We start from the raw sequence: 15,558 nt of genomic DNA, 5'->3' as shown, positions 1-15,558 counted from the left end.
CATGTGGAACCAAACAAAAATCACCCAACTATTGGGTATCAAATATCCTATATTGCTGGGCCCCATGGGTGGAGACTTTTCAACACCCGAGCTTTTAGTAGCAGTATCAAACGCGGGCGGACTGGGAAGCCTTGGAGCCTACACCCTTACCCCCGAACAAATACTGGAAACCAGCCAGATCATCAGGCCAAAACAGATAAACCTTATAATATTAACCTATGGGTATCTGATGTTGATGAACGCCTGACCAATTTCTCTGCAGAAAACTTGCAAAAAGTGGAGGCATTGTTTAAGCCCTATTTTGATGAGCTGGAAATCCCGCTGCCAGAACTGAATACCAATATTCCATCCAAATTCTTGAAGCAGGTAGAAGCTATCTTCCAGATAAAGCCAGCTGTATTCAGCTTTATATTCGGGATCCCGCCAAAAGAGATACTGAATGAAGCACGCAGATTGGGAATCAAAACCGTAGGCGCTGCCACTACTATTGATGAAGCATTAGCTTTGGAAGAAGCGGGTGTGGATGCGATAGTTGCTGCCGGCTTTGAAGCAGGAGGCCACCGCCCATCATTCTTACGGCCGGCTTATGATTCTTTAACCGGAACATTTGCCCTGGTTCAACAATTGAAAAGCAAAGTAAAAACACCCATCATTGCCGCGGGTGGTATTGCAGATGGTAAAGGCGTTGCAGCTGCATTAACACTGGGTGCCGATGCTGTACAGTTGGGAACGGCCTTCTTGATTACTGATGAATCAAACGCCACACCTATTCATAAAGCCCGGCTAATGTCCGACGAAGCTAAATATACGGTACTATCCAAATCCTTAACCGGCAGAATGGGCAGAATGATTCGTAACCGCATTACCGAAGAGGTTAAATACGAAACCGAAGTACTGCCATTCCCACTCCAAACCCGCCTGATGGGACCTTTAAGAGCGGCGGCAGTTGCCCAGGGTAAAACAGATATGATCAATTTTTGGTCGGGACAAAATGCGGTTAGTTTGAAACATACCAAAGCGGCAGAGCTAATGCAGGCACTGGTAACAGAAACACAGCTTATCCTTCAGCGTTGACCGGACTGAGGCAATTCCCTATTTCGCAAACTATTATAAGCGTGGAGATAGGGGTTGCCCGGATACCTGTGCTAACTGTGGTGGTGATATGTTCAAACTAACATTTACTTTTTATAGTCAAAACTTCGAACTTCCGAAATCTGAAGGAATCTCCATATTTATTGTGACAAAACCGGCCACCGACTAAAAATATTTGATTGCACCCTATAGCCGTCATTATTTCAAGTCCTGCAGATAAGCTTACAATTTTTCTACGCTTTGCTTTATTCCTCGTCGTCTTTACAGCGTTGGGGCACAAAAAAGCACGGTAGTACTCAAAACTACCGTGCTTTTATATTATAGCTAACTGAATTTAATCAGCAGATTCATTTTTTAATAAAAAGCGAAGCGGGCTGATTGGTCCGAGTGGGATGAAATCAAAATCCATCATGCCGGCTACACCTAAGGGGAGTTTCTCCAGAAGCCGTTGTGCTTCGGCGGGGCTTGTAACGTTCATGATGAATACCACTCCGCTGATATCCGGCTTAACATACCACTGCTCAATTGCACCGGTTAGATAAAGGCTCACCGTTGCGGGCACCTCTTTGATCATTACCGGAAGTCTATCGCTCTTTATTAATCCTTTTTCTGTCCAGCTGCCTATGGCCAGTATTTTTGTTGTTGGAGTACTTAGGTCTACTAAATTTTCTGCACTGCTATTTTCTGTGTTCATGATCTACTTATTTAAAATGTGTTAATTTTTGTTTTTGATTAATTTTCTGATGTTGACTATGTGAGCCAGTAATGCAATGGGCACAATAAAACAAGGAAGCCATACAAAGGGGAAATAGAACAAGGCAACGTTAGGCTGATCGAAGGCAAGCTTCTGGAAATCAAACGGCGCTGATAATATCCCGGTAACAACAATATTGGCCAGTAGTAATAAACAAGCAATATTCCAGGCCAGCAGCGCGCTCCTGCCGAGTGCATTTTTGATGTATCCCCAGTAATAAATCAACGGCGCGGTTAGCCCGCACAGAATATCAAAGTTTCGGCCCTCAAAAGTCATAATTTCCGGTATCGCCTTATGGAGGAATAACCAATATAAGGTGAGCTCTACCGGAACCCTCACGATATGGATCAGCGTTAATGTTTTTGCATCGAAGCCATCCATTAACAGCCTGCCTTTTTTTGTAAGGAACAGAATTACAATCAGCACAACCGGCGGCATGAGTAACAGCGCGAACCTGGGAGGAGTGCCGCTGCTGATAAGGTAAAACCCTGATAGACCGATTGTTGACTGCAACACAAGCCACAGCAGCATGATAATAATTACGGGTTTGGAATGATTGCTGGCTTTGTACATCAATGCTACGGTGAGCAACGTGGTGAGTACAAATATTACTGGGATATAGATTGGTAAATGTTCCATCGTTTTGTTGTTTTGATGAAACAAAGGACGGGAAACTACAACCGCGGCATCTTGCCAAATGACAAGAAATGATAATGTGTTTATTTTTTTGAAAGGGCGGCCCTTATCCTGCTTAATGAGGTATCTGTAATGCCAAGATAGGTTGCAATGTTTTTTAAAGGGGCGTGCTGAAATATCTCCGGCTTAGTTTTTAATAAAGTGGCATAACGCTCTTCCGCTGTTTCGGTGATCGTAGACAGCATCCGGGTTTTGAGTTCCGAAAATCCTTTCACCAGCATCGATCGTCCAAACTCTCTAAATTCGGGTAAAGAATGGAAAAGGTCATTTAACTGCTTATAGGTGATAAACCAGCCTTCGCAATCTGTTAAAGCCTGTATGTTTTCTTTTGATCTCGTCCGGTTGAAAAATGAAGCCACTTCAAAAATGATCTGTCCCGGCGCGTAAAAATTAGTAGTTATCTCATTTCCCTCAATATCGAAGGCAAAGGCCCGCATATAACCCTTGTCAAGAAATAAATATTCATCGGCTATCTTATCTTCGGTAAGCAGGAAATGATTTTTTGCAATAACCTTTTGTTCAAACCTATCGGCGAGTTCTTTAGCCATAGATAATGAAACCAGGTTGCTATTGTGAAAAAAAGCAGAAAGGTGTTCTTTACTCATCAGATAAATTAGCTGAACGAATATAATCAAAATTTGCAGGTATAATATTTCAACATCCCAAGCCCTTTTGTTTGACAGATTTCATAGTATTTTTTTATTTTTGCCTGCGTAATTAAAACACCGCTGTATGTAATAGCTAATTTCTTTCCGGGAAAATAAACAGGACCCTATCAGGCTCCTGTAATTATTCACTCTTTTAAAAGAAATTATGCTTATTCTGCAAGATGTTGCTTACATACATCCCAATAGGGATTTGTTGTTTGCTGATATTAACCTCGTTATCAACAAACAAGATAAAATAGCCTTAATTGGCAATAACGGTATAGGGAAATCTACCCTGCTGAAACTTTCGGCCGGAAAATTACAACCTTCAAACGGACTCATAAAAACTACCACCAGGCCATACTATGTGCCACAGATTTTTGGCCAGTATAATGATTATAGTATTGCCCAGGCCCTTGAAATTGACGCGAAATTAAATGCCTTAACAGAAATTCTTGACGGCAACGTAACCGATACAAATATGGCATTGCTTGATGATGACTGGGCAATAGAAGAACGTTGCAGAGAAGCTTTGGCGCATTGGGACCTTGAAGGATTAGATCTCTCTGAAAAAATGGAAAAACTGAGCGGCGGACAAAAAACGAAAGTTTTTTTGGCAGGCATAATCATGCACCGCCCCCAAATAGTTTTACTGGATGAACCGAGCAATCACCTGGACAGAGCCAGCAGGGCCATGCTTTACAATTATATCGAAACCACCTCCAACACGCTGGTGGTGGTAAGCCATGACAGGACCCTATTAAATCTCCTGAATACGGTTTGCGAACTCAGCAAACACGGCATCACAGTATACGGTGGCAATTATGATTTTTACGCCGAGCAAAAAATGATTGAAAGCGATGCTTTAAACCAGGATGTTAAAAGCAAAGAAAAGGCGCTCCGTAAAGCAAAGGATACCGAAAGGGAATCATTGGAACGGCAGCAAAAACTGGATGCCCGGGGAAAGAAAAAGCAGGAAAAGGCTGGGCTACCCACTATTTCTATGAACACATTCAAAAACAATGCAGAGAAAAGTACCTCGCGGGTAAAAGGGGTACATGCAGAAAAAGTGGGTTCTATTTCGCAGGAGTTAACTCAATTACGGAGCGATTTGCCGGATATCGGTAAAATGAAGATGGGGTTCAACAATTCCGGGCTTCACAGGGGGAAGGTATTGATTGATGCAAAAAACATCAACTTTGGATACGCCAATCAATTGCTTTGGCAACAGGCGCTGAATTTCCAAATCAGGAGTGGCGAACGTATTGCACTCAATGGGGTAAATGGCTCTGGTAAAACAACGGTAATAAAAATGATTTTAGGTGAGTTAGAGCCGCTTGCAGGAACCATTGACAGGGCAGCTATCAGCACTATTTACATTGACCAGGACTACTCACTGATTGATAATAAACTTAACGTTTATGAACAGACCCAACAATTTAATTCGGGTGCATTACAGGAGCATGATATCAAAATTCGCTTAAACCGTTTTTTATTTACAAAGGACTATTGGAGTAAACCCTGTAATGCGCTTAGTGGCGGCGAGAAAATGCGATTGATGCTTTGCTCCCTAACAATAGGCAGGCAGGCACCCGATGTTATTATATTGGATGAACCCACCAATAACCTGGATATTCAGAACATTGAAATTTTAACCTCCGCCATTAATGAATATAAAGGAACGCTCCTTGTGGTATCTCACGATGATTTTTTTCTGAAACAAATAAATATGGAACGTTCCATCGATATTGAATAAGGACGTGATCTAAAAAAAGTACCCGGCGATTGAATACTGCCGGGTACTGAATATTGATTATCATCCAATCCCGATGCATTATTCGATCATCTATTGTGTTGCAGCATTCTTTCCGGGTTGAAAATCAGCTATTGTTGTAAAATATTGTAAAGATAAAACCCAGGTAATTGTGATGAACAGCGTAAGTTTCTGTAAAATGGGTAAAACCTCCAGGTAGCTGCTGGTATAATATACATACTCTGAGCAATAAAAAGCAAGAAGACAAATGGTGGAAATAATTTTAAATAAAAGCAACCTGGATTTGTATACAAATACGGTAATATAAAACATACTTACGAGGGCCATGGTGCATGCTATGGTAACCATAATGTCGTGATATGGTGTCACGGCTAAAAATGCAAATATCATTGCACCGGCTCCAAAGTATCTAACTATTTTGGCTGCGCCCTTTGTTGGTATTTTCTTTGAAATTTCGATAAAAAATAAAGCAAAACTGGCACTAAGGAACAACATGCCGAAAATAGCCCAAATCCGGGATCCGTTGTTTAAGCCATTAACTGCTTTTTCGCCAAAGAGGTTACTCAGGTAGTTGTTTTTCCAGTCGTACCCAATGGAGTTTTTGTCGTGTTGCGAGCCGCCCGGATAATACAGTGTAGCTACCAGCAGCAGTAATAAAGAAATGATTATTCCAATTAAAATCGAGTGTTTTCTAAGCATACAATATCGGTTTAGAATATGCCAAAGCAGTCGCTTTATTTAGTTTTTATGAGATCCTTTTGTGCAAAACTGCTAACTCCTAAATATACAAAAATCGGGAAAGGAAATAGCATATTTGTTTAACCAACCATCACCGTTATGTATCCAGTTCAGTTTTTGTTCCGCATTGCCAAAACCGTGGCTGTTGCCGCTATCGCCTTAATGACTTTACTGGTTGTTATTGGCAATATAACCGACTATTTCACCAATTATCATTTTGTGGAGCATGTGATGAAAATGGATACGATTTTCCCGCGCAGCCATTTATATTACAGGCATGTGGAAAGCCCATTTCTTTTTCATGCCGGATATATTATCCTTATTGCGATGGAAGCATTGATGGCATTTTTCGGCATTAAGGGAGGCTGGCTGCTTTTCAAAAACTTAAAATCAGATGCTTCGGTGTTTCATGCGTCCAAAAATTGGGCTGTCGCGGCAATTACTATTGGAATAATAATCTGGTTTTTAGGTTTTGAAGTGGTGGGCGGTGAATGGTTTGCGATGTGGCAAAGTACAAGTTGGAATGGCTTAGGCGCAGCGGAGCGAATTGTCAGCTTCCTGGTCCTGGTTCTTATTCTGCTGCATTTAAAAGAGGAGTAGTGATAATTTAGCTGATAGTCAAAAAAATACGCTTTTTCAACTGAACGTTTAAGCAATGTAAATTGACCTTTTCAACAAGGCGGTGGGTTGTTATTCCACCTTTCTTTGTGTTATCATTAAAACAAAGAAAACATGAAAACAATATTCATTACCGGTACATCCAGCGGCCTTGGGAAAGCGGCAGTTCATTTATTTCACAGCAAAGGCTGGAAGGTGATCGCCACTATGCGCGACGTAAGCAAGGGCAAAGATTTTGACAGCCTGGAACGGGTCACTGTTTTGCCGCTCGATATTACTAAACCCGAGGAAATTAAAAACGCCGCCGCTGCCGCAATTGCTTTAGGAGATATAGACGTAGTACTTAACAATGCGGCCTATGGTGCAATAGGTCCGCTGGAAAGCGTAAGCGACGAGCAATTATTAAAACAGGTTGATACTAATTTGCTTGGTGCGATACGAGTTACGCAAGCTTTTGTTCCTTACTTCAGGGAAAAGAAAAATGGGTTGTTTATTAATATCACCTCCATAGCCGGCTTGGTCACTTTTCCGTTTGATAGTTTATACCATGCCGTAAAATGGGGGTTACAAGGATGGACAGAAGGGATGAGCTATGAACTGGCTGCCTTTGGCATTGGTATCAAAACAGTTGCGCCGGGTTTTATCAGAACTGAATTTGGATCAAATATGGTGCTTACAACTGCTGAACCCTATAAAGAATTAATGGACCATTACCTGGGTGTTGTAGCCGGTATGATGGATCCTAACGCAGGCGGTTCAACCGCCGAAGAAATTGCCGGGGTAATATATGAAGCAGCAACCGACGGAAAGGACCAGGTACATTATACCGCCGGCGCCGACTCGAAAGAGATGCATGAGCGACGTTTGCAGCTTGGTGCCGAAGCTTCAAGAAAAGAAATGTCGGCCATATTTTTAGGCTAACCGGGAATTAAACTCCAGCTCGGGGAACAGGAATGATGTAATTTGCACATTAGCCCTGTTCCCGTATATTTGATCATATGGCTAACACCACCAATCCGCGCTCACCTCAAATTGTTTATTCCTGCGTTTCGAAAAGAATGGTGGAGGGTGAACTTTTTATAAGGCAGCATGTGGTCGACTATATTATTTCGGGCACATCCGAGGTTCATTTTGGTGGCAAATCCCACCTGTTTAAAGCCGGCGACTTCCGCTTTGCCGTAAAAAACCGGTTGAGCAAGTTTGTGAAGCAGCCTCCGCCGGGTGGCGAATACCGCTCCATATCTATCTGTATTGATCACGATACATTGCTGCAATTAAAAGATCAATTCCGGCGCGACATAACCGCTGCCGGCAGGCAGTACGACAATGTTTTTTTATTGAAACCCAACCACCTTTTTAATAATTACATTGACTCCCTTTTACCCTACCTGGAACACAGCCAGCACATGGATGGCGAATTGGTAAAAGTAAAAATAAAGGAAGCGGTATTGGTTTTTCTGGGCGCTAACCCGGAACTAAGGAACCTGCTGTTTGATTTCAACGAACCGGGCAAAATAGATCTCCAGGCTTATATGAATGAGCATTATCAATACAATGGCGATCTTCAGCACTTTGCCTATCTTACCGGCAGAAGCCTATCAACCTTTAAGCGCGATTTTGAAAAAATATACCATACAACGCCAAGTCGCTGGTTGTTACAAAAGCGGCTTGAAGACGCGCACTATCTCTTAAAGGAAAAAAAGGTCAAAGCCTCTGAAGTGTACCTGGAGGTTGGGTTTAAGGATTACGCGCATTTCTTTGTGGCCTTTAAAAAGTTATTTGGTTTAGCGCCATCAATGGTTTAGGCTAAAACAAATTCGCCATAAGGGATTTTGTATAGTTAATTAGATTAAAATCACATTTTAAGTGATCGAAAAAAATGCAAGACCGGGGCCGTGCGCGATTCCTTCCTCGGGGAAGGGAAGGTAGGGGTTAAATCAGGCGTTCAAGTAACGTTGTAGATGGTAATGTCGGTGAAATCCATAGTGCTCCCCCATAATCCCGGTGTAACTATAGCGTAATTATTATGGCGTTGCCTACGGCCCAGGCTTTCCCCTCATACGCCTGCAGGCATTACGCGCCAGGCCGGTATCCTGTACAATCCTTAACGCGAAGATCTCATAAAGTCACGAGTACTCTGCCCTCATTCCCTTGGTTGCATACTCGCGCCAGATGGTGTTTTTATTTAGGGAAAATATATAAACAGGTTACTGTTTTGCAAACTACAGGCATAGTGGTTCGAAGTCGGGGACTTCGAACAGTGGGGTTGCGCAACCGAACTCAGTAATAATCCCAACACATTCAACCGTTATTATTTAAAAGTGATATTTTTATAGCATGTTAGACAGCACAACAGAGATAGAATTATTACGCACGACATTGGGCTCTGCCGGCATGAAAGCCGATGCATTTGATCTGTCGTTGCCGCATTGGAAACTAAAACAGTATAAAAAAGGCGAATTCTATAATGAATATAAAAATATTTGTAAGCACCTGGGGTTCATCATCAGCGGGGTGTTTAGAATCTATCGCGTAAATGGAGAAACAGGTGAAGAAAAGAATATGCTTTTTTTTACAGACCATCAATTTGTAGCTTCTTATAAAAGTTTCTTAACCCAAACTTCGTGCGACTATTATACAGAAGCAATGGCTGATTCATTAATATTATACATACATATCGATCATCTTAATGAATTGTATGAGCAATCTCATCAATGGGAAAGATTTGGCAGGATGGTTGCCGAAAAAGCCTTTTATGAAGTAATGGTTAATACAGAAGGATTCTTATTTAAAACTCCAGAGGATCGCTACCGGGAAATGGTGGAAAAGCACCCGAATATTTTTAACGCTGTACCGCTTTATCATATTGCCTCCTATCTGGGCATCCAGGGACCATCCTTGAGCCGGATTCGGAAGCGAATGGTAGGCAAATAAATCTTATAATATTCCATTCTCCTGCAATTGTTACCCGGTTTATCCATAAGTCCTTTCAATGGGTTATTCTATTGGCGTACTGCGTACAAAAAATCTTTTCAAATTTTCGATTTTAACCTGGGTTAAAATTATCCCGCCGGCTTACCCCGATGTTTGTGCTGTCCTAAACAATTAGGCATTAAACAAAATGAAAACAGCAATAATAGTTATGGCAATGAGTATATTAGGTTTTACTGCTCAAGCCCAAAAAACAAACAACAAAAATTCGGCAACTATCGTCCTTGTTCACGGAGCCTGGTCTGATGCAACAGCGTGGCAGGCCGTTGTTCCGTTACTAAAAGCCCAGGGGCACGAAGTGATTGCCGTGAACCTGCCAGGTCACGGAACCGACACCACCTCATTTGCCAACATCAGTTTACAATCCTACGTTGATGTTGTAAAGAATGCAATAGGCGACAGAAAAAATGTAGTTTTAGTAGGCCATAGCATGGCCGGTTTGGTTATCAGCGAGGTGGCGGAAGAGATCCCCGGTCAAATAAAAGAATTAGTTTACCTGGCCGCTTACTTACCCAAAAATGGAGAAAGCTTATTATCCCTTGCAAAGCAGGATGCAGACAGCCATGTTAGTAAATATTTACAAATTGATCAGACCACCGGTTCTGCAAACATTGCTAAAGATGGCATAATTGATGTATTCGCCGCCGATGCTCCTGCACAGATAAACGACTTCATCATCAATAGCGTTAAAGCAGAACCTTTAGCACCATTGGCAACACCGGTTACATTAAGCAACGAAAAATTCGGCAGTGTAAAAAAAGTATATATCCACACTGCGAATGACCATGCAGTTAGTTTACCATTGCAGGAAACAATGGTGAAAAACAGTCCGGTTAGTAAAGAATATTCATTACCAAGCAGCCATACCCCATTTATATCAATGCCCGCTAAATTAGCCGCCATTTTGCTAACAGCATCAAAATAAAACAAAGAATATAATACCAGCAAAGAGGCCGCCTTCTAAATGAAGACGGCCTTTTTGTTTAAACTTTTATCTGATAGAAATTTTAGCGAATAAATTTCCCATGGCAGGCCTCTTTTTGATCCCTGACTACCGAGCCCGAACTCTTTTATGTTTGATTGATATTAGCGAGGGGTTTGAAGGCACATTAACTTTTACTCGTTAATGCACTAACTAATTGACACTTATGGCATTTAAAATCATAGAAACCCAACCATTTTTCATCCAGAAACCATTCTCCGTTACATGATGGGCATTTTCTTGATTTATCCTTCGCAACTGAAATAGCCCGGTAGTTGAAAAGATAATAATAAGTAGGTACACCCGTCGCTTTCGCTATTCTATGGCAAATATCCCGGCCGAATTGCGAAAGTTGAGATTTAGCGTCAGACATTTGTTTTATTGCCCATTTTTCTCCAACGTTACAACCCATATTCAGATTATCACAGGAAACATAATCACCTTCCCAGGATTCGATATCAGTCCGATCTTTATCTGTTAATCCTTTTATTTGATAAATAGGAACCGGATGCCCACAAGTACCACAATCAATGGGTGAACTCTCATTTGAATAGGTAGTAAATAAGACGTACGAATCGCTACTATTGCAAGCACAGACATCCTTATAAAATGGAATATGTTGTCCAATAACTTCGGTATTTAATTTAGAATCACACCTCTCCTCTAAATTTTTAATTCTAACATTGACCCATTCATCATTATATCGTGTATCCAACGAGTTTAACTCCAATGAGGTTTGATAAGAAATTATTTCATTTCCCGAAAAGTAAGGAGATTCAATCCCACCCATAATTTGACCAGTTCGACAAAGACTTTCCATCAGAATAATAAATTCATCAAATAGTTTCTCTTTCTCAAAACCAGAATTTATAGTTATCGATATTTTTTGCTTGTACACTGAGAGATTAATATTATCACAACATCCCTAAGTTAAAAAAGAAATCCAATAGAAAAGCCTCCAGATTTTCATCTAAAGGCTTTCAATAATCTCCCTATAACACACCAATGGTCCGTCATTCAGTGGTCTCGTCCAAATTAACTCGTGGGATGAAACCTGGGACGCCGGTCTTCACCACTGCATTGTATCGTTGCCTGGTTTTAATGCGATTGATTTCCTCAAACGCGTCTTCGGGCAAGGGAGAGATGTCGAAATTCTCACGCGCGCGGGCGGCAGTTCTGGGCGTGGTAAGCAGAGCCGTGCCACGCTGCAGTGCCCAGGCCAATAGCACTTGGGCCGGTGATTTTCCAATCCGTGCAGCAATCGCCAAAACAACTGGGTCTTCTAGCGGCCCCGGCCTCATTCCATGACCCAATGGTGCAAAAGCTAAAAATGTTATGCCCTTCTCCTTGCAGAATTCCAGGAGCTCTGTTTCCGGCAGATATGGATGTGCTTCAACCTGGACCACGGCCGGCTTAATTCTCGCCGCTTCGTAGATGGGCAACAATTCCTTCAAGCTGACGTCAGACAGTCCGATAGCCCTGCATTTGCCACCGTCTACAAGATCCTCCATCGCCCTCCAGGTGTCGAGCAAATTCACGCTGTGATCGTAAATGACATTACCCTTTTCATCGCGCGGATCCTGCTCCTCCCCCGGTTGAAATGCAAACGGAGTGTGGATGAGATAGAGATCAAGATAGTTGATCCGGAGCCTCTTCAAACTCGCCTCGAATGCGCCTTCAACAAACTCGGGTCTATGATTGGTGTTCCACAACTTGGTGGTGACAAAGATGTCTTCGCGGGCAAGTCCTTCAGCGGCAAGTCCTGCCTGTAAGGCCTCGCCCACTTCGCTCTCGTTGCGGTATCGTTCCGCACAATCGAAGTGTCGAAATCCAGCTTCCAGCGCGTCCCTGGTGGCTCTTATCGTCTCGGCCGGATCTGGAATCAAGGTGCCAAACCCAAGCAGCGGCATATCGAGGGGGTTATTTGTTGACTTCATTTTATGATACGTTTTTTATCTAAATTATTAAAATGGAAAACTGCATGTAATAACAGCATTGTGTTATCAGCTATTCCAGGATAAAGTTAGGTACGTATTTTCTTTTCAATTCACCTAAAGCGCCAAAGATTTGATGATTCCGGCCAGCTCCCGTTTCTTACTTTAAGATGATATTATAAGGCTTCTTTTTACCTATAACAGCTGATCGAAATAATGGTTGAGAAAAATTTCAACCCGATAACCGTAACGCGGCCCTATTTGTATGCTATTGCCGCGCTTGATGGTCCCGCTAACGGAACGATTGCGGTTGATTTAAACCCTACAATATTTGCCCAGCGGTTAAAGTCGGCAAATGTGTAATCAAATCCTGTTCCGGTTTCAATAAGCATATTCAAACTCATCATCATACCAAAAACGTTTTGCTTTCTTTCATCATCAATGATGCCCTCAATAGCCACAAATGCCCCGCCCACAGGGATTGCGTCATAAGCTTTTTTCATTAATGATATTTTATTTTCTTCGTCCCAATCATGCAGGATATTTCCCATTACAACAATGTCTGCATGAGGTATTGGCATGGTGAAGAAGTCGCCGTTTGCAGTTTTTACACGATCTGATAACCCGAATTGCTGTATGGTAGCATTTGCAATAGGCTCAACCGGCGGCAGATCAAAACTTGTACAATGCATATGGGAATTATCCTTTGCAACCATAACTGAAAGCAACCCTGCCGAACCGCCCACATCAATCAGCGTTTTATATTTTGTAAAATCAAATTTTTGAGCAAAGGCCATAAAATTACCCATCTGGATACCGCTCATTGCATTGGTAAATTCGTTCAACTTTTCAGGGTCCTGGTACATCAAACCGAAAAAATCCTCGCTCCTTTTTGCTTCGTTTTGCGGAAGCCCGGTAAGCAACCCCTCGCCCAGGTTACCCCAAAATGCATATAAACGATTGTTCATCATTTCAAGGATACCCCCAATATATGATGGTTTGTTTTTATCTAAAAATGTATCTGCATCCACCGTATTTGAATAAATGGCTGTATCCAAAATACCTTCCCGCTTTAAAAAACCAAACACGGTTAAAGCATCTAAAAAATCATAAACATTCCTGTCTGTGCATTTAAGCTCTAAAAGGTCTTTTACATCTTTGGCCTTCATGGTTTTCTTTTTGGCAAGCGTGGTGAATAATTCAAAACTCACTGCAGTCAAAAGAATTTTTGAGGCCCAAAAGCCTGTGCCAATTTTCATAATGTTTTCAGGTGATGGCTGGTTAGTTTGCTGTTCCATTTTTTTTAATTATCAGTTTTAATAAATTGGTTTGCATTCCAGGAAACTCTACCGGGGGAGGGGGCAGAAATTAGGTTATCTAAAAATACGGCGATTTAATTTGATATAACTAAAAAAAGCCTTAGATTTTCATTTAAGGTTTTCTGAACAACATTTCCATGATTGGCATACATTTGATCATTTTTGCGGTCCTTAGAATACAAAACCCGAACTCATTTATGGCTGATTGGAATTATTAGATGTTGTTATAGATAGACAAGAAGTGGGGATATGCCTACACAGGTTAAAACATTAAATAACAGTATTGTCAATTTGCAATTTATTTCTGTTGCCTGAAATAATTGCAGATATTATGGTAAAAACGAGTCCGAATATAAAAGAGATTCCCGCTAAAATTATGAATTTATAAGACAAATGAGCCCAATAGTTATAGTCATTACCATAAACGGCCGCGCCACCAGCTAATGCATTTAAGGTTAATCCTAACCCGCATAAAATTATGGAAATCAGATACAGGCACCATCCTAAAATAACAACTGTGCGTTTGCGTTTTGGTGCATTTTTAAAATCAAAAACCTTTTCGGCGAAACTTAAAGAGAAAACAAGGACGGCTGTAACCAGCGTTAGAAAGTGCAATCCCATATCCTTGGTTTCAAGGTAATTATACTTTAGGAACAATTCGGCAGAGGGACTCATAATTATTCGCTTTGCAATGCTATTTCAAATTGTAAATAAATATAAGTATAAAACTGTTGTATTACTAAAACATTCAACTTAGTGAAAAAAGCATTTAATGATTTACAAATTATTAAATGCATCTCATTAAAATAGCTTAGTGTTTTGTTCAGGTAGCGCAACAACACATTAATTTAAAGTGATTTATATGTTATATTTTTATTAACACAGGTAAAATCAATATACAAATCACTCAAAATCACCATATTTATTCAAGAACCGGATCATCAGTTATTCACAGAAACCGACATCAACTTAATTAATGATGACCATCATTATAATCATACCTATAAATCAGCAATTTTGCAGCATTACCTAAAATGTTTACGAGGGCTATAATAAAAGGATGAAAAAAACTGATCACTAACAGGCATCCAAATCCGGGAAGCTTCAATTTCAGGTTTGTCGAAATCCATAAAAAAGGAAATATCCTTGATTTATCTTACAGATATTTATAAGTTCATGATGAGGTATTTAATGTACTTGTTATTAGGCCTACTGTCTTCCTGTAGTAACGCAGAAAGATCTATCAAAGTAAAAGGTTCTGATACGGAGGTTAATTTAGTAGTGAGCCTGGCCGAAGGCTTTTACAAGGTACATGCCGACTTCAGTGTAGCGATCTCCGGTGGCGGATCTGGCCTGGGGATTGCCTCACTGCTCAACGGGCAAACAGATATCGCCAATTCTTCCCGTCCGTTGAACAGGGAAGAAACAGAATTGTTAAAAACAAAAGGCATACCTATCCGCACGGTAATTTTTGCAGAGGATGCTACTGCTTTTATCGTTAGTAAGGATTTCCCCTTGGATTCTATTGATATTGTATCCTTAACCAGGGTATTAAACGGGCAGTACAAAACCTGGAAACCTGTTATCGGACAAGATATCCAGATCAATATCTATGGCAGGCAAAGTAATTCGGGTACCCACTCCTTCATCAGTAAAAAACTAAAAATAGCATTTAGCCGTGACGCCAAAGAAATGAACGGCAGCGCACAAATAGTGGAAGGTGTTAAGCGCGACAAGTCAGGTATAGGTTACGTCGGCGCAGGTTATATCCTTCACGATGGTGTTAATCAACCCATTAAAGTTTTAAAAATCATAGAAAAAAAAGGAATGACGGCCATATCTCCGTTAGATACAAAAGCAATTGCCGCCCATCGGTACTATTTTCAACGCCCCCTATACCAATTTATACCACTTACGTCCTGGAATAAGGTGGCTGCATTTATCAATTTTGAAAAAGGGCAAGCCGGCCAAAAAATAATCACCACATCAGGTTACTACATTATCCCCAAATAA

Annotated in this window: 16 protein-coding genes; 9 read left to right on the top strand and 7 right to left on the bottom strand. The window is 41.1% G+C overall.

What is annotated here, in order from left to right; all coding sequences use genetic code 11:
* The first annotated feature begins 1 nt into the window (after position 1).
* Both Q0R88_RS07765 and Q0R88_RS07760 read left to right on the top strand, forming a co-directional pair.
* Positions 2-247: a nitronate monooxygenase gene (locus Q0R88_RS07765; protein ID WP_295714647.1), complete on the top strand. Its 246-nt coding sequence runs from the start codon at positions 2-4 to the stop codon at positions 245-247.
* A complete protein-coding gene (locus Q0R88_RS07760; RefSeq protein WP_295714772.1) occupies positions 211-1,074 on the top strand; it encodes a nitronate monooxygenase in 864 nt (287 codons plus the stop codon). The genes Q0R88_RS07765 and Q0R88_RS07760 overlap by 37 nt, the downstream gene beginning before the upstream one ends.
* A 352-nt stretch (positions 1,075-1,426) precedes the next feature.
* Here Q0R88_RS07760 and Q0R88_RS07755 read toward each other — a convergent pair whose 3' ends face one another.
* The 3 genes from Q0R88_RS07755 to Q0R88_RS07745 all read right to left on the bottom strand — a co-directional run bounded on the left by Q0R88_RS07755 (position 1,427) and on the right by Q0R88_RS07745 (position 3,147).
* Positions 1,427-1,786 (bottom strand): hypothetical protein, encoded by a 360-nt coding sequence (locus Q0R88_RS07755; RefSeq protein WP_295714645.1) that lies wholly within the window; start codon positions 1,784-1,786, stop codon positions 1,427-1,429.
* Positions 1,787-1,807: 21 nt separating this feature from the next.
* Positions 1,808-2,485 carry a hypothetical protein gene (locus tag Q0R88_RS07750; RefSeq protein WP_295714634.1) on the bottom strand — a complete coding sequence of 226 codons (678 nt, stop codon included), beginning with the start codon at positions 2,483-2,485 and terminating at the stop codon, positions 1,808-1,810.
* 80 nt (positions 2,486-2,565) lie between these two features.
* Entirely contained in the window at positions 2,566-3,147 is a 582-nt protein-coding gene (locus Q0R88_RS07745; protein WP_295714632.1) for a Crp/Fnr family transcriptional regulator, read from the bottom strand.
* 208 nt (positions 3,148-3,355) lie between these two features.
* Here Q0R88_RS07745 and Q0R88_RS07740 point away from each other — a divergent pair, with 208 nt between their 5' ends.
* Entirely contained in the window at positions 3,356-4,945 is a 1,590-nt protein-coding gene (locus tag Q0R88_RS07740) for an ABC-F family ATP-binding cassette domain-containing protein (RefSeq protein ID WP_295714630.1), read from the top strand.
* A gap of 90 nt (positions 4,946-5,035) precedes the next feature.
* Here the strand turns inward: Q0R88_RS07740 and Q0R88_RS07735 are convergent, their stop codons facing one another.
* Positions 5,036-5,662 (bottom strand): hypothetical protein, encoded by a 627-nt coding sequence (locus tag Q0R88_RS07735; RefSeq protein WP_295714628.1) that lies wholly within the window; start codon positions 5,660-5,662, stop codon positions 5,036-5,038.
* Between the two features lie 138 nt (positions 5,663-5,800).
* Here Q0R88_RS07735 and Q0R88_RS07730 point away from each other — a divergent pair, with 138 nt between their 5' ends.
* The 5 genes from Q0R88_RS07730 to Q0R88_RS07710 all read left to right on the top strand — a co-directional run bounded on the left by Q0R88_RS07730 (position 5,801) and on the right by Q0R88_RS07710 (position 10,235).
* Positions 5,801-6,301, top strand: a complete 501-nt coding sequence (locus Q0R88_RS07730; protein WP_295714626.1) for a DUF2165 domain-containing protein — start codon at positions 5,801-5,803, stop codon at positions 6,299-6,301.
* A 132-nt stretch (positions 6,302-6,433) separates the two neighbouring features.
* Positions 6,434-7,240, top strand: a complete 807-nt coding sequence (locus tag Q0R88_RS07725) for an SDR family oxidoreductase (RefSeq protein ID WP_295714624.1) — start codon at positions 6,434-6,436, stop codon at positions 7,238-7,240.
* Between the two features lie 77 nt (positions 7,241-7,317).
* Positions 7,318-8,124, top strand: coding sequence for an AraC family transcriptional regulator (locus Q0R88_RS07720; RefSeq protein ID WP_295714620.1), 807 nt, complete (start codon positions 7,318-7,320; stop codon positions 8,122-8,124).
* A 532-nt stretch (positions 8,125-8,656) separates the two neighbouring features.
* Positions 8,657-9,253: a Crp/Fnr family transcriptional regulator gene (locus tag Q0R88_RS07715; RefSeq protein WP_295714617.1), complete on the top strand. Its 597-nt coding sequence runs from the start codon at positions 8,657-8,659 to the stop codon at positions 9,251-9,253.
* A gap of 187 nt (positions 9,254-9,440) precedes the next feature.
* The gene (locus Q0R88_RS07710; protein ID WP_295714614.1) at positions 9,441-10,235 is read left to right on the top strand and encodes an alpha/beta fold hydrolase; all 795 of its coding nucleotides are present in this window, start codon (positions 9,441-9,443) and stop codon (positions 10,233-10,235) included.
* Between the two features lie 184 nt (positions 10,236-10,419).
* Here Q0R88_RS07710 and Q0R88_RS07705 read toward each other — a convergent pair whose 3' ends face one another.
* From Q0R88_RS07705 to Q0R88_RS07695, 3 genes are all read right to left on the bottom strand, one after another.
* Positions 10,420-11,190, bottom strand: coding sequence for a DUF2310 family Zn-ribbon-containing protein (locus Q0R88_RS07705; protein ID WP_295714611.1), 771 nt, complete (start codon positions 11,188-11,190; stop codon positions 10,420-10,422).
* 115 nt (positions 11,191-11,305) lie between these two features.
* Positions 11,306-12,229, bottom strand: a complete 924-nt coding sequence (locus Q0R88_RS07700; RefSeq protein WP_295714609.1) for an aldo/keto reductase — start codon at positions 12,227-12,229, stop codon at positions 11,306-11,308.
* A gap of 254 nt (positions 12,230-12,483) precedes the next feature.
* Complete coding sequence (locus Q0R88_RS07695) at positions 12,484-13,524, bottom strand: methyltransferase (protein ID WP_295714607.1); 1,041 nt, start codon at positions 13,522-13,524, stop codon at positions 12,484-12,486.
* Positions 13,525-14,721: 1,197 nt separating this feature from the next.
* Between Q0R88_RS07695 and Q0R88_RS07690 the strand changes: the two genes are divergently transcribed.
* Positions 14,722-15,558, top strand: a complete 837-nt coding sequence (locus Q0R88_RS07690; RefSeq protein WP_295714605.1) for a substrate-binding domain-containing protein — start codon at positions 14,722-14,724, stop codon at positions 15,556-15,558.

The sequence above is a fragment of the Mucilaginibacter sp. genome (assembly GCF_025362475.1).
Classification (GTDB): Bacteria; Bacteroidota; Bacteroidia; order Sphingobacteriales; family Sphingobacteriaceae; genus Mucilaginibacter.
Note: the sequence above shows the minus strand (reverse complement) of the source record. Positions and strands in the feature narration are given on the sequence as shown.